Source organism: Pseudomonas vlassakiae (genome assembly GCF_014269035.2).
Taxonomy (GTDB): domain Bacteria; phylum Pseudomonadota; class Gammaproteobacteria; order Pseudomonadales; family Pseudomonadaceae; genus Aquipseudomonas; species Aquipseudomonas vlassakiae.
The window spans coordinates 147250-168179 of record NZ_JABWRP020000011.1 but is presented as its reverse complement, the minus strand read 5'-3'; the positions used below and the strand labels follow the sequence as shown (position 1 = coordinate 168179).

At 62.2% G+C, this 20930-nt stretch carries 19 protein-coding genes; 6 read left to right on the top strand and 13 right to left on the bottom strand.

Going from position 1 to position 20930, the window contains the following annotated elements; genetic code table 11:
* Positions 1-11: 11 nt before the first annotated feature.
* Positions 12-725 (bottom strand): ABC transporter permease, encoded by a 714-nt coding sequence (locus tag HU738_RS16075; protein ID WP_054887588.1) that lies wholly within the window; start codon positions 723-725, stop codon positions 12-14.
* Positions 726-1156: 431 nt separating this feature from the next.
* Here HU738_RS16075 and HU738_RS16070 point away from each other — a divergent pair, with 431 nt between their 5' ends.
* The 3 genes from HU738_RS16070 to HU738_RS16060 all read left to right on the top strand — a co-directional run bounded on the left by HU738_RS16070 (position 1157) and on the right by HU738_RS16060 (position 3482).
* Positions 1157-1471, top strand: coding sequence for a type II toxin-antitoxin system RelE/ParE family toxin (locus HU738_RS16070; protein WP_225923476.1), 315 nt, complete (start codon positions 1157-1159; stop codon positions 1469-1471).
* Positions 1472-1801, top strand: a complete 330-nt coding sequence (locus HU738_RS16065) for a helix-turn-helix domain-containing protein (protein WP_186603575.1) — start codon at positions 1472-1474, stop codon at positions 1799-1801.
* 97 nt (positions 1802-1898) lie between these two features.
* Entirely contained in the window at positions 1899-3482 is a 1584-nt protein-coding gene (locus tag HU738_RS16060; RefSeq protein WP_054886973.1) for a peptide chain release factor 3, read from the top strand.
* 33 nt (positions 3483-3515) lie between these two features.
* On the opposite strand, the gene HU738_RS16055 is transcribed toward HU738_RS16060, so the two are convergent.
* The 4 genes from HU738_RS16055 to HU738_RS16040 all read right to left on the bottom strand — a co-directional run bounded on the left by HU738_RS16055 (position 3516) and on the right by HU738_RS16040 (position 7292).
* Positions 3516-4595 (bottom strand): polyamine ABC transporter substrate-binding protein, encoded by a 1080-nt coding sequence (locus HU738_RS16055; protein WP_186603576.1) that lies wholly within the window; start codon positions 4593-4595, stop codon positions 3516-3518.
* A 51-nt stretch (positions 4596-4646) separates the two neighbouring features.
* Complete coding sequence (locus HU738_RS16050) at positions 4647-4988, bottom strand: cupin domain-containing protein (RefSeq protein WP_176508725.1); 342 nt, start codon at positions 4986-4988, stop codon at positions 4647-4649.
* Between the two features lie 32 nt (positions 4989-5020).
* On the bottom strand, positions 5021-6427 hold the full coding sequence (locus HU738_RS16045) for an NAD(P)/FAD-dependent oxidoreductase (RefSeq protein ID WP_186603577.1): 1407 nt from the start codon (positions 6425-6427) through the stop codon (positions 5021-5023).
* Between the two features lie 64 nt (positions 6428-6491).
* The gene (locus HU738_RS16040; RefSeq protein ID WP_186603578.1) at positions 6492-7292 is read right to left on the bottom strand and encodes an AraC family transcriptional regulator; all 801 of its coding nucleotides are present in this window, start codon (positions 7290-7292) and stop codon (positions 6492-6494) included.
* 213 nt (positions 7293-7505) lie between these two features.
* On the opposite strand from HU738_RS16040, the gene HU738_RS16035 reads away from it, so the two are divergent.
* The 3 genes from HU738_RS16035 (at position 7506) to HU738_RS16025 (ending at position 10006) form a co-directional block, all read left to right on the top strand.
* Positions 7506-8405, top strand: coding sequence for a hypothetical protein (locus HU738_RS16035; RefSeq protein WP_186603579.1), 900 nt, complete (start codon positions 7506-7508; stop codon positions 8403-8405).
* Positions 8406-8859: 454 nt separating this feature from the next.
* Positions 8860-9387, top strand: a complete 528-nt coding sequence (locus HU738_RS16030) for a hypothetical protein (RefSeq protein ID WP_186603580.1) — start codon at positions 8860-8862, stop codon at positions 9385-9387.
* A gap of 16 nt (positions 9388-9403) precedes the next feature.
* Complete coding sequence (locus HU738_RS16025; protein WP_186603581.1) at positions 9404-10006, top strand: hypothetical protein; 603 nt, start codon at positions 9404-9406, stop codon at positions 10004-10006.
* A gap of 102 nt (positions 10007-10108) precedes the next feature.
* Here the strand turns inward: HU738_RS16025 and HU738_RS16020 are convergent, their stop codons facing one another.
* From HU738_RS16020 to HU738_RS15985, 8 genes are all read right to left on the bottom strand, one after another.
* Positions 10109-11077, bottom strand: a complete 969-nt coding sequence (locus HU738_RS16020; protein WP_186603582.1) for a peptide ABC transporter ATP-binding protein — start codon at positions 11075-11077, stop codon at positions 10109-10111.
* Complete coding sequence (locus HU738_RS16015; protein WP_186603583.1) at positions 11077-12045, bottom strand: ABC transporter ATP-binding protein; 969 nt, start codon at positions 12043-12045, stop codon at positions 11077-11079. Before HU738_RS16015 ends, HU738_RS16020 begins: the two co-directional genes overlap by 1 nt.
* A 10-nt stretch (positions 12046-12055) precedes the next feature.
* Entirely contained in the window at positions 12056-12982 is a 927-nt protein-coding gene (locus HU738_RS16010; protein WP_054886980.1) for an ABC transporter permease subunit, read from the bottom strand.
* An 8-nt stretch (positions 12983-12990) separates the two neighbouring features.
* Positions 12991-14001 carry an ABC transporter permease subunit gene (locus tag HU738_RS16005; protein ID WP_186603584.1) on the bottom strand — a complete coding sequence of 337 codons (1011 nt, stop codon included), beginning with the start codon at positions 13999-14001 and terminating at the stop codon, positions 12991-12993.
* A 75-nt stretch (positions 14002-14076) separates the two neighbouring features.
* A complete protein-coding gene (locus HU738_RS16000; protein WP_186603585.1) occupies positions 14077-15672 on the bottom strand; it encodes an ABC transporter substrate-binding protein in 1596 nt (531 codons plus the stop codon).
* Positions 15673-15745: 73 nt separating this feature from the next.
* Positions 15746-17125: an OprD family porin gene (locus HU738_RS15995; RefSeq protein ID WP_054886983.1), complete on the bottom strand. Its 1380-nt coding sequence runs from the start codon at positions 17123-17125 to the stop codon at positions 15746-15748.
* A 247-nt stretch (positions 17126-17372) separates the two neighbouring features.
* Positions 17373-18965, bottom strand: a complete 1593-nt coding sequence (locus HU738_RS15990) for an ABC transporter substrate-binding protein (protein ID WP_186603586.1) — start codon at positions 18963-18965, stop codon at positions 17373-17375.
* Between the two features lie 149 nt (positions 18966-19114).
* Positions 19115-20740: an ABC transporter substrate-binding protein gene (locus HU738_RS15985; protein ID WP_186603587.1), complete on the bottom strand. Its 1626-nt coding sequence runs from the start codon at positions 20738-20740 to the stop codon at positions 19115-19117.
* Positions 20741-20930: the final 190 nt, after the last annotated feature.

Genomic DNA, 20930 nt, shown 5'->3' with positions numbered 1-20930 from the left:
GTTCCCTCGTGTTATCCAGCCAGGCCACGTTCCAGCCAGCGCTTGCTGGAGAAACTCACCGCAGCGTCCAGCACCAGCGCCAGCAAGGCGGTGCAGGCGGCGCCGAGCAGCAGCTGTGGCTGGTTGTTCAGGGCGATGCCGGGGAAGATCAGGCTGCCCAGGCTGTTGGCGCCGATCAGAAACGCCAGTGGTGCCGTGCCGACGTTCAGCGCCAGGGCCACGCGCACGCCGCCGACGATGATCGGCACGGCATTGGGCAGTTCCACCTGCCAGAGCTGTTGGCGTGGGGTCATGCCGATGCCGGTGGCGGCTTCCTTGAGCGAGGCGGGAACGTTTTTCAGGCCCTCGTAGGTGTTGCGCACGATGGGCAGGAGGGAGGCGAGGAACAGCGCGAAGATCGCAGGCCCGGCGCCGATGCCCAGGATACTCAGGGCAATGGCCAGAACGGCCAGAGGGGGGATGGTGTTGCCTACGTTGAAGAACTGCATGAAGCGCTCGGCTTTGTCGACCCGGTGCGGTCGACTGAGCGCAATGCCAGCGGGGATGCCCACGGCCAGCGCCGCCGCCATCGAAGCCAGCACCAGTACCAGGTGCGCTTGCAGGTAGAACCCAAGATCGTCGCGATAGCGCGCGATCGTGTCGATGCCGATCCAGTGGATCAGCAGGGCCAGGATGACGAGCACGGCGGCCCATCCCAACAGCCCTTTTCCGTAGCGTGTTGCCACAGGCGGACTCCTTGTGTTGTCGGCGAGCACACTTCTTGGTAGCCGGCCAGTGCTGGCGGCGGGTGGTGTGTTCGCGAGTAGCAGCGCGAGGCAGCCGAAGGCTGCGCTCAGGCCATGAGCCGAACCCCGTCGGGCCCGAAAATGCTGGTGAAACCAATCCCCAACCGAAGCGGGTTGCAGGGGAATGGACGTCTCCGTGGGCGTAAAGGTTCCCATCTGAGGCGGCATTTGGCCAGCGTTAATCACTGGCGTCTTAGAAATTTCACGCGAAAAATAAGCGCCTTTCCTACATCAAGGCGTTGAATTACCTGCTATCCAGCCGTTTGTCCCGCCGAGCAATATCTGCTTTGAAATGCTCTCGATATTCACTTGAGAGAATATTCTTCAGAGGGTATGTTGTGGTGTGGTCTATAAGGATGTGCCCGGAATTCATGATCGAATTCAAGGCGCTGGCACTGGAGGTTCAGGATGAGCTGTTGGCTCAACTCCATCTGCTTGCCTGCCGCGGCCCGGCTCTGGGGCGACCCCGTGTGGATTCCTTGAAAGGCTCTAGGCATTCGAACATGAAAGAGTTGCGCTTCAGTGTCGGCGATGGAGTGTGGCGGGTAGCGTTCGCCTTTGATCCATCACGCTGTGCGCTGCTGTTGGTAGCCGGCGATAAGGCAGGCATTAGTGAGCGTAGGTTTTACCGCAGCCTGATCGGTCGTGCTGACGCGCGTTTCGAACGGCATCTGTGTAGAGATTGAATGATGAAAACACTCGATGAGGTTATGAACGAGCTTTCGCCTGAGCGTAGAGCCAGGGTTGAAGCCCGCGGTCGTGAACTGATCCGTGAAGAAATGACCTTGCAAGCGTTGCGCAGGCAACTGGCAGTCACCCAGGAAGGGCTGGCGGAGCGTCTGGATATCCGCCAGGGCAATGTTTCGAAAGTGGAGAAGCGGAGTGACATGTTGATTTCCACCTTGCGCAGCTATGTGGAGGCTCTGGGCGGGACTTTGGAGCTGGTTGCGCATATTCCAGGGCGCCCCCCCGTCACGCTTGACGGTTTCCTTGAGGAGCAGGAAAAACGCGCTTGATTCCTGCAATGGACCGGTTGGGGGATCAAATTTTGGTCCGCGCCCAACTTCAGGTATGATATCGCCCCTTTCAAATCCCCCAGTCAGGCGATTTCCCATGACCAACCAGGCCGCCGAAGTCGCGAAGCGCCGCACTTTCGCAATCATTTCCCACCCCGACGCCGGTAAGACCACCATCACCGAGAAGCTGCTGCTGATGGGCAAGGCCATTGCCGTCGCCGGTACCGTGAAGTCGCGCAAGTCCGACCGCCACGCCACCTCCGACTGGATGGAAATGGAGAAGCAGCGCGGCATCTCCATCACCACCTCGGTGATGCAGTTCCCGTACCGCGAGCACATGATCAACCTGCTCGACACCCCCGGCCACGAAGACTTCTCGGAAGACACCTACCGCACCCTGACCGCGGTGGACTCGGCACTGATGGTGCTCGACGGCGGTAAAGGTGTAGAGCCACGGACCATCGCCCTGATGGACGTGTGCCGCCTGCGTGACACGCCGATCGTCAGCTTCATCAACAAACTCGACCGCGACATCCGCGACCCGATCGAGCTGCTCGACGAGATCGAAGCCGTCCTGAAGATCAAGGCCGCGCCGATCACCTGGCCGATCGGTTGCTACCGCGACTTCAAGGGTGTGTATCACCTGACCGGCGACTACATCGTGGTCTACACCCCGGGCCATGGCCACGAGCGCACCGAAGCCAAGATCATCCAGAAGCTGGACTCCGACGAGGCCCGCGCACACTTGGGCGACCAGTACGACTCGTTCGTGGAACAACTGGAGCTGGTGCAGGGTGCCTGCCACGAATTCAACCAGGAAGAGTTCATCAACGGTCAGCTGACCCCGGTGTTCTTCGGTACCGCGCTGGGCAACTTCGGTGTCGACCATGTTCTCGACGCCGTCGTCGACTGGGCGCCGCGTCCGCTGGGTCGCGTGGCCCATGAGCGCACCGTCGAGCCTGTGGAAGAGAAATTCACCGGCTTCGTGTTCAAGATCCAGGCGAACATGGACCCGAAGCACCGCGACCGTATCGCCTTCATGCGCATCTGCTCGGGCAAGTACGAGAAGGGCATGAAGATGCGCCACGTGCGTATCAACAAGGACCTGCGCATCGGCGACGCGCTGACCTTCTTCTCCTCCGAGCGTGAGCAGCTGGAAGAGGCCTATGCCGGCGACATCATCGGCCTGCACAACCACGGCACCATCCAGATCGGCGACACCTTTACCGAAGGCGAGGCGCTGGGCTTCACCGGCATCCCGCACTTCGCCCCGGAACTGTTCCGCCGTGTGCGCCTGAAAGACCCGCTGAAATCCAAGCAGCTGCGTCAGGGCCTGCAACAGCTGGCCGAGGAAGGTGCGACCCAGGTGTTCTTCCCCGAGCGCAGCAACGACATCATTCTCGGTGCGGTGGGTGTGCTGCAGTTCGACGTGGTCGCCAGCCGCCTGAAGGAAGAATACAAGGTCGAGTGCGCCTACGAGCCGATCACTGTCTGGTCGGCCCGCTGGATCGGCTGCGACGACAAGAAGAAGCTCGAGGAATTCCAGAACAAGGCCATGGAAAACCTGGCTATCGACGGCGGCGGTCACCTGACCTACCTGGCGCCGACCCGGGTCAACCTGGCGCTGATGGAAGAGCGCTGGCCGGACATCAAGTTCCGCGCTACCCGCGAACACCACTAAGTATCGGAATTGGGGCCGCAAAGCGGCCCCATTTCAGTTCCCGGCCTTGATACTGGTCCAGATCCGGGTCCTGATGCGGTCGATCTTGGCCGGCATCGCCTCCAGCGCATAGAGTTTGCCCATCACATCCTCGCTCGGGTAAATCATCGTATTGCCTTTCATCGCCGGTTCCACCAGCCCGTCCGCCTTGAGGTTGCCGTTGGCGTACTGCACGTGGTTGCTGATGTTGGCCATCACCTCTGGCTGCAGCAGGTAATTCATGTAGGCATACCCGGCCTTCTCATCCGGTGCATCGGCCGGCATGGCCACCATGTCGAACCACATCGGCGCACCTTCCTTGGGGATCGAATACCCCACCTTCACCCCGTTCTTCGCCTCTTCGGCGCGGTTCTTCGCCTGCAGCACATCCCCCGAGAAGCCCACCACCACGCAGATATCGCCGTTGGCCAGGTCGCCGGTGTACTTCGACGAGTGGAAGTAGCTGATATAAGGCCGCACCTGCATCAGCAGCGCCTTGGCCTTGTCGTAGTCGGCCGGGTTCTGGCTGTGGTGCGGCAGGCCCAGGTAGTGCAGGGCGATCGGCAGCAGTTCGGGGCCGTTGTCCAGTACCGCGACGCCGCAGCCTTTCAGCTTGCTCATGTACTCGGGCTTGAAGATCAGGTCCCAGGAATCCACCGGCGCATGGTCGCCGAGCACCGCCTTGACCTTGTCGATGTTGTAGCCGATGCCGGTGCTGCCCCACAGGTACGGAAAACCGTACTGGTTGCCCGGGTCGTTGACCTCCAGCGCCTTGAGCAGCACCGGGTTGAGGTTGTGCCAGTTGGGCAGCTGCGACTTGTCCAGCGGCTTGAGGGCCTTGCCCTGGATCTGCCGGGCCATGAAATGGTTGGACGGGAACACCACGTCGTAGCCGGAGTTGCCGGTCATCAGCTTGCCGTCGAGGGTCTCGTTGCTGTCGTACACGTCGTAGGTCGGGACGATGCCGCTGGCCTGCTGGAAGTTTTTCAGCGTGTCGGGCGCCACATAGCTGGACCAGTTGTAGATCTTCACCGTTTCGGCGGCGCTGGCGAAGCCTGCGGCCAGCATCAGGGGGGCGAACAGGAACATGCGCATATCGGGATACCTTGCTTTGTCTGTTGTTATCGAAGGCAGGCGATCAGCGGATCAGAAAATGAGCACGTAGGTCTTGCGCACGGTCTCCTGGATATCCCAGGTGCCAGTGCTGTTGGCCGGTAGCATCAGGGCGTCTCCGGCTTCTATGACCAGGGTTTCGCCACCGTCGGGGGTGAAGGTGCAGCGGCCCTTGATGAAATGGCAGAACTCCTGCTGCACGATCTGCCGGCGCCAGCGCCCGGGGGTGCACTCCCAGATGCCGGTCTCGACGCCATCATTGCGCTCCACGCAGGTAACCGAAGTCACTGCAACGGGTTCGCCAAGTGGCACCGCGACCGGGTTGGAGCTGTCGAGCACGGCGCTGTCGGTGCGTTTGAACTGGGTGATGCTCATGGCCGGTGGTTCCTGTGTCAGGGAAAGGGAAGTCAGTGCATGAAGCCTTCCATGAAGTCCGCTAACGAGCTGGCCAGGCGCCGCCTCCAGGGCGCGCTGGCGGGGTTGGCGAGGGTCCGGTCCTCGTGGACGAAGCTTTGGATGATTGCGTTGTAACCGAGCCAGCGGCAGGGCTCCGGCGGCCAACTGGCCAGGCTCGCCACTGGGCGGTTGTCGAGTACCCAGGGTTGCGCGGTCAGCAGGCTGTGCTGGTTGAGGATCAGCGCCGCCAGCGTGCGCCCGGCGAGGTTGGTGGCGCCGACACCTTCGCCGCCGTAGCCGCCGGCCAGGGCGATGCCGCGCTGGCGGTCGCAGAGCATGTGCGGGTGGAAGCGCCGCGCCATGCCCAGGTTGCCGCCCCAGGTGTGGGTGATGCGCGCGTGCCTGAGCTGCGGGAACAGTTCGCTGAACAGATAGCGACGCAGCTCGATCTCGTGCTCATCAAGGTTGAAGTTCTCGCGCAGCCGGCCGCCGAAGCGGTAGCCGCCGCGGGCGCCGAACACCAGGCGGTTGTCGGCGGTGCGCTGGCCGTAGGTGACCTGGCGGCTGCTCTCGCTGAAGGCCTGGCCTTGGCTGAGGCCGATCTGCTCCCAGGTCGATTCCGGCAGCGGCTCGGTGGCCACCAGCAGGCTCTGCACCGGCAACTGATGCTTGCCCAGCGGCGGCAGGCTGGCGGCGTACCCTTCGACCGCAGGCACCATCCACTGGCAGCGGATGCGTGCCAGAGGCGAGCGCACTTCGCCGGGCTGCCAGTCGATGGCCGGGGTGTTCTCGTAGATCGTCACGCCCAGCGCCTCCACGGCCCGGGCCAGGCCACGGGCCAGCTTGGCCGGCTGGATGGTCGCGGTGTGCGGGCTGTAGATCGCGCCGTAGGCATTGCTGACTCGCAGTTGCGCGTCCAGCTGCTCGGGACGCAGCCAGCGGTAGTCGTCCTCGGTCATTCCCTGGCGATAGAGATCGTCGAGATAAGCACGCAGGCTGCGTTCCTGTTCTGGGTAACGCGCGGCGCAATACAGCACGCCGCCTTTGCGGTAATCACAATCGATGCGTTCGCGCTGCTGCACGCTGTGCACTTCATCAGGGATGCCATGCAGCAGGTCGATGCTGGTGCGGCGCTGTTGCGGCGACAGGGTGGCCAGCAGGCGGTCTTCACCGAGCAGGTTGCCCATCAACCACCCGCCATTGCGTCCCGAGGCGCCGAAGCCGGCGATGTTGGCCTCGATCACTGCGATGTTCAGGTGTGGCGCCTGGCGCTTGAGGTAATAGGCAGTCCACAGCCCGGTGTAGCCGGCGCCGATGATGCACACATCGACCTCAGCGTCCTGGCGCAGGGCCGGGCGCGCGCACAGTGGCTCGTCAAGCTGGTCCATCCACAGGCTGAGCGTGCGCAGGGGTTGCATCGGGTTTTGCTCCACATCCATCAAGGTCTGTGGGCGATGCTAGTGGTGTCGGCCAGTGGCTGTCTTACGTGCGTGCACGCAGGGAAATTTGCTTGAGGTAGGCCTTGGGAGTGAGGCCGGTGTGCTCGCGGAAGCACTTGTAGAATGCCGAAAGCGAATTGAAACCGGCGTTGAACGCCAGGTCGTCGATCGATGCTTCGACGCTGTCGTCGCCAAGGCTGGCCATCAGGTGTTGCAGGCGTGCCTGGTTGACGTAACGGTAGAAGCTTTGCCCGAGCACCTGGTTCAGCAGGTAGGAAATCTGGTTGCGGCTGTAGCCGCTGGCGTCGGCCACTTGTTGCAGGTCCAGTTCCGGGTCGAGGTAGGGGCGCTGGCGCTGGAAGTAGTGTTCCAGGTCCTGGGCCATGGTCGACAGCTGCCGAGGTGACAGGCCCAGGCGGCTGGTGGCCGGGCGTGGGCCGCTGCTGGTCTGGGCGACGCTGTTCTGTCTAACCAGGGTGGCGTATTCGTTGACCCGCCAGATCAGGCCGTCCTTGACGGTGATCGCTTCGCTGGACTGGAACGCCACCAGGCCTTCGCCGCCTTGCACCGTGACCTGATACTGGATGAACGCGGTGCAGCCGTCGACGCGGATGCGGTCGCTGTGGACGATGTCCTCGCCGGCCTCATGGGGCAGGCAGGCGCGCACGTAGTCGCGCAGTTCGGCGTAGCCGAGCACGCGGTTCTGGAAGAAATCGTGGTACTGGATGTCAGGGTGGTAGAGCGCGATCACGCCGTCGAGGTCACGGTGCTTCCAGCACAGGTGGTAGCGCAGCACGGTATCGGCGGTGAGCGGGGTCTGGGCGGGGCCGTCAGGTAGCGTCATGGGTAGATCATGCCTCGTCTGTCAGACCCGTTACAAGAATGCAGAACACCTGATGCAGGGGGGCGCGTCGCGCATTTTGCACGGTCAGACCTCGGCCAATTTCAGTAACTCATTGATATTCAAAGGCGTCATTTTTTGTCACAACTGGCACAACCGCTGCAATGGTGACTGCGCGAACGGAATTTATCGCTCACAACATAAGGCGCATACATCATGATCACCCCTGCCGATTACCCTGCTATCGATACGCAAAACCGTTCAGGAGTCTCCTGGGCGGCGATCTTTGCTGGCGCGGCCGCTGCTGCCTCGGTGTCCCTGATATTGCTGGTACTGGGGGCCGGACTCGGTTTCGCGGCCACCTCACCGTGGGCCGACGAGGGCGCCAGCGCGAAGGCCCTAGGCGTTTCCAGCATCGTCTGGCTACTGGTCACACAGGTCATTGCATCGGGTTTGGGCGGCTACATTGCCGGTCGCTTGCGTGTGAAATGGACCAACTTGCATGGTGATGAAGTCTACTTCCGCGACACTGCCCACGGTTTTCTGTCCTGGGCCGTGGCTACCCTGGTAGCAGCCATGCTGGTAGTGGGGGCCGCAGGCAATCTGCTGGGGGCCGGAGCCAGTGCAGCCTCGCAGGCAGCTACCGTTTCAGCCACTACAGGGGGGGCCGCAGCTGCGGGTAGCAACAACGACTCGATGGATTACTTCGTCGATAGCCTGTTCCGTGGCGATGGCCCGGCGCCGGTCAGCGAAGACGCGGCCAATGGCATAGCTGCGCGCATCCTGGCCAAGGGCGTTGCAGGCGACAGGGCATTGCCTGCAGAAGACCGCGCTTACCTGGCGCAACTGGTTGCCCAACGGACTCGCCTGAGCCAGGCCGAGGCCGAAGCGCGGGTCGACCAGGTAATGGCCCAGGTGCAACAACTGAAAACCGCTGCCAAGCAAGCGGCGGACACTGCTGCCAAGGTGGCTGCCTGGACTGCGCTGTGGACCTTCGTCGCACTGCTGTGCGGCGCATTCTTCGCCAGCCTGGCTGCCCTTTACGGTGGTCGTCAACGCGACAGCGTGCAGTGGCTGGAAGGCGACTATGCAGCCCACCGCACCCTTCAACGTTAAGCAAGGAGAACTGCCATGCGCTCGATACTGCTTTGGATGATTGGCGTCCCGATCCCGGTCATCATTCTGATTGCGCTGTTCATGCATTGACTGAAGAAGGGCGGCTTTGCTGCCGTTCATTTTTCTGGCCAGTACCCTGTCGCCTTGAGCGGCACGAGGAACAACAACATGCGCTCGATATTGCTCTGGATGATCGGGGTGCCGATCCCGGTGATCATACTGATCTGGCTCTTCATGCATTGATAACCAAGGGCCGCTGTGCGCGGCCCTTGTCCATTCATGGAACCCTGGAGGCCGAGCATTAAAGCGTGGATATGTCAGGGAACCATTTATACATGCCCATGCTCTTTGCCGCACTTTAGTCTTCGCGCTGTGACGGCGCCATGAGGCCCCTGCAAATAGCTGGGTCCCTGCGTGCTGGTCATGCCTGAATACTAAAAGTGGAGTGTCCGACGTGGCTGATTCAATTCAAAACGAAAGTGGCGAATGGGAAATGTTGAACCCGAATGGTGACTGGGTAATTGTTTCCGGTGACATTGATCCAGACGCGCCAACTCATGCGCAAGCGCGATTGGCTGGGAAGTTTCGCAAGGTCAAACGGCCAAGGCTGGGAGGTGCGACGGGAAAAGCCAGCGGGCGCTTGCGCAAAGGTATTGTTTCCCAGGCCGGCAAGGCATTTTTGGAGCATTTTATCGCTCCCGTCGCGGTCGAGATAATCGTCGATGAGATAGAGGGCAATCTATTCAAGCATCCCGCCGATAGCGTGAAAAATGCTGACGGCAGCTATACGTACAAGGATGGATCCATTGCAACGGACAGGCAGATAAAACATCCCGATGGCAGCGTGTCGACCCCGGACGGTAAAGTGGCTTATCAGAACGGTACTTCCTATGATCGTGCGACCCAAGTCGTGAAATTTGCGGATGGCGCGGAAGTACAGGGGGAATATGACGAGAATGATAAATTGGTCGTGACGCTTTAATAAGGCGGTGATCACAATGGTTGAAAAATTGCCACCAGAATCCACCCACAACTGGTCATCGGGGCAACGCTGGGAAATGAGGAACGCTGACGGAAACTGGCAACTTCTGGAGGAGGATTTTGACCCGGCAGGTCTCGAGGCAATCGGGGATGGGCTCTGGATGTTCCCTGCCCCGCATGGTGCAGAGCATAGCCGATCAGAAAGGAGCCTTTTCGGTGAGATTTTTCGGGTATCGGCAGGCCTCATGCTTGAAAACCCTGAGTCTCAGCGGCGTCCGCAGCAGATTGAGGGTTGGGGAGAAAGAGTCCTGGACGACGCGGTACCGGGTACTGAAATCTATATCGATGATCGGGGCAAGTACGTCTTCCGCCACATCGGCGCGAATCATGTTCTTTTGGACAATACGGCCCGTTATGAAGATGGCTCTGTAGGCAAGGAAACTACTTTGACCTTGCCTGATGGACGGATCTTTCACGCCAGTGGGCACACGGTGTATCCGGATGGGCGCTCACTCAACCGGCGTACCGGTGTGCTGTCCGATCTTGGTGGGAACCTGCAGCACCTTGAGCGCCGGGCAGACGGGGAATGGGATGTGCCGGCAGCCCAGGGTTCCACATAACGGCATAGCCTGCCGACCGTGAACGGCCCATCGCGGATAAATACGCTCCTACGACGGTAGCGATGTAGGAGCGGATTTATCCGCGATGGATTTCACACTGATCTAGAGAAATTGCTCGGCATAATGGCAGGCCACCTGCCGGGTACTCACCTGCCGAAACGCTGGCACCTCCTTGGCACACCGCTCGGTCGCATACGGGCAACGCTTGTGGAACGCACACCCGTCCGGTGGATTGAGCGGGTTGGGCAGCTCCCCGGCAATGCGGATCTTCGGCTTCAGCGGATCCGGGTGAATCGCCGGTGTCGCCGACAGCAGCGCCTGGGTATACGGATGCAACGGCTTTTCGTAGATATCCTCTTTCGGCCCCATCTCCGCCGGCCGCCCCAGGTACATCACCAGCACCTGATCGGCCACATGCCGCACCACCGCCAGGTTGTGCGAGATGAACACGTAGGCGGTGTTGAATTCCTTCTGCAAGTCCATGAACAGGTTCAGCACCTGCGCCTGGATCGACACGTCCAGCGCCGAGGTCGGCTCATCCGCCACCAGCACCTTCGGCTGCAGCATCATCGCCCGGGCCAGGGCAATGCGCTGGCGCTGGCCGCCGGAGAACATGTGCGGGTAGCGCTGGTAATGCTCAGGCCGCAAGCCGACCTGCTCCATCATCTTCTGCACTTTCTCGCGCCGTTCGGCCTTGCTCAGCGAGGTGTTGATCAACAGCGGCTCGGCCAGCTGATCACCGATCTTCTGCCGCGGGTTCAGCGAAGCGTAGGGGCTCTGGAACACCATCTGCACGTCGCGGCGCAGTTGCTTGCGCTCGGACTTGCTGGCGCCCTTCACCTCGGTGCCGGCGATCTGCAGCGAGCCGGAGGAAGGTTCTTCGATCAGTGTCAGGGCGCGGGCCAGGGTCGACTTGCCGCAGCCGGACTCACCGACCACGGCCAGGGTCTTGCCGGCCTCCAGCTCGAACGACACGCCATTTAGCGCGCGTACCAGGGCGTGGCCCTTGAACAGCCCGCGGGAAACTTCGTAATGCCGGGTCAGCTCCCGGGCAGTGAGAACGACGGCCATCACGCCACCTCCTGGTTCAGCGGGTAGAAGCAACGCACCAGGCTGTGGGCCTGCGGGTCGAGAGGTGGGCGCTGATGGCGGCAGTTGTCCTGCACGTAAGGGCAGCGCGGCGACAACAGGCAGCCAGCCGGGCGGTCATAGCGGCCGGGAACGATGCCGGGCAGGGTGGCCAGGCGCTCGGCGCCGACGCTGTGCTCGGGGATCGCCGCCAGCAGTGCTTCGCTGTACGGGTGGGCGGGTACGTCGAACAGCTCCGGTACCTGGCCCACTTCCACGGCCTGGCCGGCGTACATCACACACACGCGCCTGGCGGTTTCGGCGACCACGGCCAGGTCGTGGGTGATCAGGATGAGCGCCATGTTGCGCTCCTTCTGCAGGTTGACCAGCAGCTCCATGATCTGCGCCTGGATAGTCACGTCCAGCGCGGTGGTCGGTTCGTCAGCGATCAGCAGTTTGGGTTCGCCGGCAATCGCCATGGCGATTGCCACGCGCTGGCTCATGCCGCCGGAGAGTTGGTGCGGGTAGGCGTCCAGGCGGCTTTCCGCAGCCGGGATTTCCACTTTTTTCAACAGCTCCAAGGCCCGCTGGCGTGCAGCCTTGCCTTTCAGGCCGAGGTGCTGGCGCAGGACTTCCTCGATCTGGTAGCCCACGGTGTAGCTGGGGTTGAGCGCGGTCATTGGGTCCTGGAAGACCATGGCGATGTCCTTGCCCACCACCTTGCGCCGCTGGCGGCCGCTGAGCTTGAGCATATCGGTGCCGTCGAAGGTCAGCGAATCGGCAGTGATGCGCCCAGGGGCGTCGATCAGGCCCATCAGGGCCATCATGGTGACCGATTTGCCCGAGCCGGACTCACCGACGATGGCCAGGATCTCGCCGGCGTCCACCGCCAGGTCCAGGCCATCGACCACGGGGACGGCATCGGCGGCGCCGAAGCGCACGTTCAGGTTGTTGATCTGCAACAGTGACATGGCGTTCTCCTCAGGCGGCGTTCTTGAGTTTCGGGTCCAGCGCATCGCGCAGGCCGTCGCCCATCAGGTTGATTGCCAGCACACTGAGCAGGATGGTCAGGCCGGGCAGGCTCACCACCCACCAGGCGCGCTCGATGTAGTCACGGGCCGAGGCCAGCATGGTGCCCCACTCGGGGGTTGGCGGTTGCACGCCGAGGCCGAGGAAACCCAGCGCGGCGGCGTCGAGGATTGCCGAGGAGAAGCTCAAGGTCGCCTGCACGATCAGCGGCGCCATGCAGTTGGGCAGCACGGTGACGAACATCAGCCGTGGCAGCCCGGCACCGGCCAGGCGTGCGGCGGTAACGTAGTCGCGGTTCAGTTCGCCCATCACCGCGGCGCGGGTCAGGCGCACATAGGACGGCAAGGACACGATGGCGATGGCGATTACCGTGTTGATCAGGCCTGGGCCGAGGATGGCGACGATGGCCACCGCCAACAGCAGCGACGGCAGGGCCAGCATCACGTCCATCAGGCGCATGATCGACGGGCCGAGGACCTGCGGGAAGAACCCGGCCAGCAGGCCCAGCAGGATCCCCGGGATCAGCGACATCACCACCGACGACAGGCCGATCAGCAGCGACAGCCGCGCGCCCTGGATCAGGCGCGACAACAGGTCACGGCCGAGTTCGTCGGTGCCGAGGATGAATTGCCAACTGCCGCCTTCCAGCCACACCGGCGGGGTCAACAGGAAGTCGCGGTACTGCTCGCTCGGGTCATGGGGGGCGACCCACGGTGCGAACAACGCGCAGAACACCACCAGGCACATGAAGGCCAGGCCCATTACCGCGCCCTTGTTGCGCGAGAAGGCCTGCCAGAATTCTTTGTACGGTGAAGGGTAGAGCAGGCTCTGGTCCACCGGGCTGGCCGGTGCGACGGATTTCGGAATCGGGCTAGTCATGGAAGGCCTCAGCGCTGATGACGGATGCGTGGGTTGGCCAGGCCGTAGAGGATATCCACGACGAAGTTGACCAGGATCACCAGGCAGGCAATCAACAGTATGCCGTTCTGGACCACGGGGTAGTCACGGGCGCCGATGGCTTCGATCAGCCATTTGCCGATGCCCGGCCAGGAGAAGATGGTTTCGGTCAGCACGGCGCCGGCCAGCAGCGTGCCGACCTGCAGGCCGAACACGGTCAGCACCGGGATCAGCGCGTTGCGCAGGCCATGCACGAACACCACGCGGGCCGGCGACAGGCCTTTGGCGCGGGCGGTGCGGATGTAGTCCTCGCGCAGCACTTCGAGCATTGACGAGCGGGTCATGCGGGCGATCACCGCCAAGGGGATGGTGCCGAGCACGATGGCCGGCAGGATCAGGTGCATCACCGCGTCCTTGAACGCGCCTTCCTCGTCGCTGAGCAGCGTGTCGATGAGCATGAAGCCGGTCTTTGGCTCGATGTCGTAAAGCAGGTCGATACGCCCCGATACCGGGGTCCAGCCCAGGCTCACCGAGAAGAACATGATCAGGATCAGGCCCCACCAGAAGATCGGCATGGAATAGCCAGCCAGGGAGATCCCCATCACCCCGTGGTCGAACAGCGAACCGCGCTTGAGCGCGGCGATCACCCCGGCCAGCAGGCCGACGATGCCGGCGAACAGCAGGGCGGCCATGGCCAGCTCCAGGGTGGCGGGGAACAGGGTGAGGAACTCGGTCCACACGCTCTCGCGGGTGCGCAGCGATTCACCGAGGTCGCCGTGGGCCAGCTTGCCGACATAGTCCAGGTACTGGACCGGCAGTGGCTTGTTCAGGCCCAGGCGCTCCATGGCCTGGGCGTGCATTTCGGGGTCGACCCTGCGCTCGCCCATCATGACTTCCACCGGGTCGCCGGGGATCAGGCGTATGAGCGCGAAGGTCAGCAGGGTGATACCGAAGAAGGTCGGTATCAGCAGGCCCAGGCGCCGGGCAATAAAACTCAACATTGTCGGGGTTACCTCATCAGCCGGTCAGGGCAGTGCCGCCGGTGCCCGTGTGGGGTCCCGGCGGTCGTTGTTGTTCTACTTCACCCGGGTGGTGGCGAAGTTGTTGTTGGTCAGAGGGTTGATCACATAGCCCTCCACGTTGTCACGCATGGCGGTGAACATCTTCGGATGGGCCATGCTGATCCAGGGTTGATCGTCATCGTACACCTTCAAAGCCTCGGCATAGAGCCTGGCGCGTTGGTCGTTGTCGATCACTTCGCGGGCGCGAGTGATCAGTTCCTGGAACTTAGGGTTGCACCAGCGTGCATAGTTCTCGCCGCTTCTGGCAGCATCGCAACTGAGCAGCGGGCTGAGGAAGTTGTCCGGGTCGCCGTTGTCGCCGGCCCAGCCGGTGGAGACCAGGTCCGCCTCACCCTTCTTGGCGCGGCGCAGCATCTCGGCCCATTCCATCACGCGGATGTCCAGCTTCAGGCCGATCTGTTTGAGGTCTGCCTGGAGCATTTCCGCGGAAAGCCGCGGGTTGGGGTTGGTCGGGCCGCCGCCGTTGCGGGTGAACAGGGTGATCACCGTGCCCTCCGGCACGCCAGCTTCCTTGAGCAGCTCGCGGGCCTTGGCCAGGTCGCGGGGCGGGTTCTTGTTCTCGGTGTTGTAACCGATCATGGTGGGGGGGTAGGGGTTTACGCCGACCAGTGCGTTGCCCTTGCCGAACAGCTGATCGACGTGGGTCTGGCGGTCGAAGGCCATGTTGATGGCTTTGCGCACACGCACGTCGCTCAGGTATTTGTGTTCGGTGTTCATCGAAATGTAGCCGGTGACCAAGGCTTCGATTTCGTCGACCTTGAGTGTCGGGTCGTTCTTGATCAGCGGTACGTCATCGGGCTTGGGGTACAGCGCCACCTGGCATTCGTTGGCGCGCAGCTTCTGCAGGCGCACGTTGCTGTCGGTGGCGATGGCGAACACCAGCGCATCGGCCGGCGGCTTGCCGCGGAAATAGTCCGGGTTGGGCTTGTAGCGGACCTGGGCGTCCTTGTTGTAACGCTGGAAAATGAATGGGCCGGTGCCGATCGGCTTGCTATTGAGGTCGCCGGTCTTGCCGGCCTTGAGCAACTGGTCACCGTATTCGGCGGAGTAGATCGAGGTGAAGGCCATGGCCATGTCGCGCAGGAAGGGGGCTTCCGGGCGGGTCAGGGTGATCACCACGGTGTGGTCGTCGGTCTTGGTCACCGACTTGAGCAATTCCTTGAAGGCCATGCTCTCGAAGTACGGGTAGCCGACGCTGGTCTTGTCGTGCCACGGATGGCTTGGGTCGAGCTGTCGATTCAGGCTCCACAGCACGTCATCGGCGTTGAACTCGCGGGTTGGCTTGAAGTAGTCGGTGGTGTGGAACTTCACCCCTTCACGCAGGTGGAAGGTGTAGGTCAGCCCGTCCGCTGAAATGTCCCAGCGTTCGGCCAGGGCCGGCTGAATGTCGGTGGTGCCAGGCTTGAAGTCGACCAGGCGGTTGAACACCGTCTCGGCCGAGGCATCGGCGGTGACTGCAGTGGTGTACTGGACGATGTCGAAGCCTTCCGGGCTGGCTTCGGTGCACACCACCAGCGGCTTGGCCGCGAGGTTGCCGGCGGCGCCCAGGATGACCGCTGCCAGGGCAGCGCGGAGCGGTAGCGATGTCATGGAAACTCCCTGCTTGCAATGATTCCAGCGTAGCCGCCACGGCCCGGGTTGAAGCGGGCCATGGCGCCATCGGTCAAAGAATGTTGAATGGAATGGTGGTCACCAAGCGGAACTCGTCGAGGCTGCCATCGGCCTGCGCCTTGCTGGCGCGGTGGGCGGTGTAGGTGGCGCGGATGCTGGTGTCCTTGAACGGCCCGCTCTGTACGGCATAGCTGGTGCCGATGCCCCACTCGTAGTGGGTTTCGCCATCCAGGCCGTTGACGTCATAGGCGGTGCCCCGGTAGTGGGTGCCGTCGATGCCCCAGCCACGGGCGTTGTACAGGTTGAACTTGAGGCCTGGTACGCCGTACGGCGCCATGTTCAGCACGTAGGAGATCTGCAGGGATTTCTCGTTGGGGCCGTTGAAGTCCGACAGCAGCGAGTTGGCCAGGTAGATGCCGTTGGTTTCGTGCAGGTAGTCGAAATACTCGTTGCCGTTGACTTGCTGCCACGACGCGGTGAGGGTGTGCGCCTGGTGGGTCAGGCCGAACGACAGGCTGTAGGTGTCGTTGTCGATCTCACCCATCTTCTTGCTGCCCTCGTCCACCGTCTTGTAGTAGTTCAGGCCGGTGGTCAGGGCGAGTACGGCGTTGTCGCCGAGCACATGGCTGGCGCCGAAGTAGTACTGGTTCCAGAAGTCGTCGACCTTGGTGGCGTACAGGCTGGTGGTCAGGCTCTTGAACGGCTGGTAGTTGACCCCGGCGGTGCTGGCGCGGTCGGTCTCGACGCCGGTGGCGCCGTATTCGCTGCGGAACTTGCTCAGGCTCTGTTCGGTGCGTGGCGAAACGCGGTCGAAGGTACCCAGGTCGAGCGACAGGTTGTCGAACTCGGCGCTGTGCAGGAATGCGCCCTGGAAGCTCGACGGCAACGCACGGTTGCCGATGTAGGCGATCATCGGTGTGTCCACAGACTGGCGGCCGACGGTGAGGGTCGTATTGGACACACGCGCCTTGACGTTGGCCAGGCCCATCTTGCTCCACTGGCCGACCGGGTCGCCGTCGCTGTGGGTGAGCGTCCGGTTGTTCGGGCCGGCGATCGCGGCGCGGCCCTGTTGCAGGGCGATCGCGTTGTAGCCGGCGGCCTCGACGGCAAAGCCGACAGTGCCCTGGGTGAAGCCCGAGCTGTAGTTGAGGATGGTGCCCTGCACCCAGTTGTCGCGGCTGTGGGTATCGTGGCGGGTGCCGTCGCCCTTGTAGTACTTCCACAGCGGTGCGCGGGTGGCACGTTCGTGGGCATACCAGTTGCGGGTGCTGCCGGACAGGCTCTGGCCGTCGATGAAGCCATTGGCCTGGTCCTGTTCGCTGCTGGATTTCAGGCTGAACGGGATGTAGTCCTGGCTCTGGGTGTCGGCCTCTGTCACGGCGGAAAAGGTGCCGATGGATAAGGCCAAAGCGGTCAAGGTGAATAGTCTCAAAGTTAAAGCTCCCTTTCTGTTCTTTTAGTTATCACCTGGCCTTGTGGGCCGGGTTGTTTGCTGCGGTGTTGCCAGGGTTGCCCGGGGTTGCCGGGCAAAATCGGAGGAGGTGTGTTGCCTGTCCCGGCCCTTTCGCGGAGGTTCGACGCCTCGATAAACCCGCTCCTGCAGGTAGGGCGCAAGCTCGAACCTGTCGTGATCCTGTGGGAGCGGGTTTACCTGCGAAGAGGCCTTCGAGGGTTAAAGGTCAGTCAACACTCACACCGGAAAAGTCATTGCGGCCGAACGGGCTGACCTTGAAATCGGCCACCTTGATGCTCAACGGCTGGTTCACCGTGGAATGCGCTACCGGGGTGATCGGCACCTGCTGTTTGAGGCGCTGCTGGGCCTGCTGATAAAGCGCCGTGCGTTGCTCGCGGTCGGTCACCTGCTTGGCCTGCTTGACCAGGCGGTCGTATTGCGGGTCGCACCACAGCGAATAGTTGTTGCTGCCAATGGCGTCGCAGTTGTAGAGGGTGCCGAGCCAGTTGTCCGGGTCTCCGTTGTCGCCCGTCCAGCCGATCAGGGCGATGTCGTGTTCGCCACTCTTCATGCGCTTGAGGTATTCGCCCCATTCGTAACTGACGATGCGCACCTTGAAGCCGAGCTTGTTCCAGTCGGCCTGGAGCATTTCGGCCATCAGCTTGGCGTTGGGGTTGTAAGGGCGCTGTACCGGCATGGCCCACAGGGTGATCTCGGTGCCGGGCTTGACCCCGGCCTGCTGCAGTAACTGTTTGGCTTTTTCCGGGTCGTACGGCGCGTCCTTGAGGCTGTTGTCGTAGGACCACTGGGTTGGCGGCATGGCATTGACTGCCAACTGGCCGGAGTCCTGGTACACCGCCTGGATGATGGCCTGCTTGTTCACCGCCATGTCCATGGCCTGGCGCACTTCGAGGCGGTCGAACGGTGGGTGCTGGGTGTTATAGGCGATATAGCCGAGGTTGAAGCCGGGCTGTTGCATGACCTGCAGCTTGCCGTCGGCCTTGAGCGCCGGCAGGTCGGCCGGGCGCGGGTGCAGGGTGACCTGGCATTCGTTGCGGCGCAGCTTCTGGATGCGCACCGATGGGTCGGTATTGATCGAGAACACCAGGTTGTCGATCTTCACTTCATCAGGCGCCCAGTAATCCGGGTTGCCCTTGAAGCGAATCTGCGAATCCTTCTGGTAACGCTGGAACACGAACGGCCCGGTGCCGATCGGTTGCTGGTTGATGTCGCTGGGGCGCCCACTGGCCAGCAACGTTTCGGCGTACTCGGCCGAGAGTATCGAGGCGAAGCTCATCGCCAGGTTCTGGATGAACGCGGCATCGACCTTGTTCAGGGTGAACACCACGGTCATTGGGTCGGTCTTCTCGACCCGGGTGATGTTCTTGTCCAGTCCCATGCTGACGAAGTATGGGAATTCGGTGGGGTAGGCCTTACGGAACGGCTGGTCCCTGTCGAGCATGCGGTTGAAGGTGAACAGCACGTCATCGGCATTGAAATCACGGCTCGGCGTGAAGGCCTTGTTGGCGTGGAACTTCACGCCGGGGCGCAAGTGGAAGGTATAGCGCAAGCCGTCTTCGGAAACTTCCCACCGGGTCGCCAGCGCCGGGTGCACGGCGGTGCCGCCACGTTCGAACTCCACCAGGCGATTGTAGATCGGCTCGGCGGCGTCGTTGTCGGTGGCACTGGTGTACTGGGCGGTGTCGAAGCCGGCCGGGCTGCCTTCGGAGCAGAACACCAGGTTCTTGGCCTGAAGGGCAGGGGCCTGGCTCAGCAGGCCGAGGGCAAGCAGGGGCGAAAGGCGAGTGACGTGGCGCATGGCGATTCCTTTTCCAGCTGTTCAAGCCGCTTCGGGGTACGAATGACGGCAACAGTTTCCCGACTCCGTCGCGGGTAGCGTCGGAGGGGGCACGAAATGCTTGGTGGTGAGGCGCACCCGCCTTCGAGCGGCGGGTGCGGGGAGCTACCCTATTTGTCCACGCTGACGCCGTAGAAGCTGTTCAACCCGAACGGGCTGATCTTGAAGTCCTTCACCTTGGCGCTCATCGGTTGGTAGACCGTGGAGTGGGCGATCGGCGTGATCGGCACCTGTTCCTTGAGGATGTGCTGGGCCTTCTGGTACAGCTCGGTGCGCTTGGCCTGGTCGGACGTGGCCTTGGCCTGCTTGATCAGGTCGTCGTAGGGCTTGAAGCACCACTTGGAGAAGTTGTTGCCGTCGACGGCGTCGCAGCCGTACAAGGTGCCGAGCCAGTTGTCCGGGTCACCGTTGTCACCGCTCCAGCCGATCAGCATGGCGCCCTGTTCTCCGCCTTTGGAGCGCTTGATGTACTCGCCCCACTCGTAGCTGACAATCTTCGATTTGATACCGATCTTGGCCCAGTCGGACTGCAGCATCTCGGCCATCAGCTTGGCGTTGGGGTTGTAGGGACGTTGCACGGGCATGGCCCACAGGGTGATCTCGGTGCCTTCCTTGATGCCGGCTTCCTTGAGCAGTTGTTTGGCCTTCTCGGGGTCGTACGGTGCGTCCTTGATGCTGGTGTCATACGACCACTGTGTGGGCGGCATGGCGTTGACCGCCAGCTGGCCCGCGCCCTGGTAGACCGATTCGATGATCTTCTTCTTGTCCACGGCCATGTCCAGTGCCTGGCGGACTTGCAGCTGGGCCATCGGGTTAGGCTCGTTGCTGCCCTTGATCTTGTCCATCACGTTGTAGGCGATGTAGCCGAGGTTGAAGCCGGCCTGCTGGGGCATCTGCAGGTTCTTGTCGGCCTTCAGCGGCTCGATGTCGGCCGGCCGCGGGAACAAGGTGACCTGGCACTCATTCTTCTTCAGCTTCTGCATGCGCACGGAGGCGTCGGTGGAGATGGCGAAGATCAGGTTGTCGATCTTCACATCTTCGGGCTTCCAGTAGTCCTTGTTGCCCTTGAAGCGGATCTGCGCGTCCTTCTGGTACTTGCTGAACACGAACGGGCCGGTGCCGATCGGCTTCTGGTTGATGTCGGCGGCCTTGCCGTCCTTGAGCAATTGCCCGGCGTACTCGGCGGACTGGATGGAGGCGAAGCTCATGGCCAGGTTCTGGATGAACGCGGCGTCCACTTCATTGAGGGTGAACTTCACCGTGTGATCGTCAAGCTTCTCCACCTTGGCGATGTTCTTGTCCATGCCCATGTCGGTGAAGTAAGGGAATTCGGTGGGGTAGGCCTTACGGAACGGGTGATTCTTGTCGAGCATGCGGTTGAAGGTGAACAGCACGTCGTCGGCGTTGAATTCGCGGGTCGGCTTGAAGTAGTCGGTGGTGTGGAACTTGACCCCTTCGCGCAGGTGGAAGGTGTAGGTCTTGCCGTCGTCGGCCACGTCCCATTTGGTTGCCAGACCCGGGATGACCGCGGTGCCGCCGCGTTCGAACTGGGTCAGGCGGTTGAACACGGTCTCGGCCGAGGCGTCGAAGTCGGTTCCGGTGGTGTATTGCCCCGGGTCGAAGCCGGCCGGGCTGCCTTCGGAGCAGAACACCAGGTTGGACGCGGCCTGGGCCAGTGGAGCACCGGCGAGCAAGCCTGCACCTAGCAGGAACGGAATGACTGCGTGTTTGAGCATGGTGGCCTCATTGTTGTCATTTTTGGGGTTGAGGTGGCCTCGTGAGCCGACCTGCGGATACTTATGCAGGGGGTATTCCCAATGCAACAGGGAGAAGGATAGTTGGCGTCAGAAAAGTAGTACGAGCGTACATGGATGTCGCATTCGTATAACTTTCAGCGAAGTTGAACGTTTGCGCGGGCGAAATGAT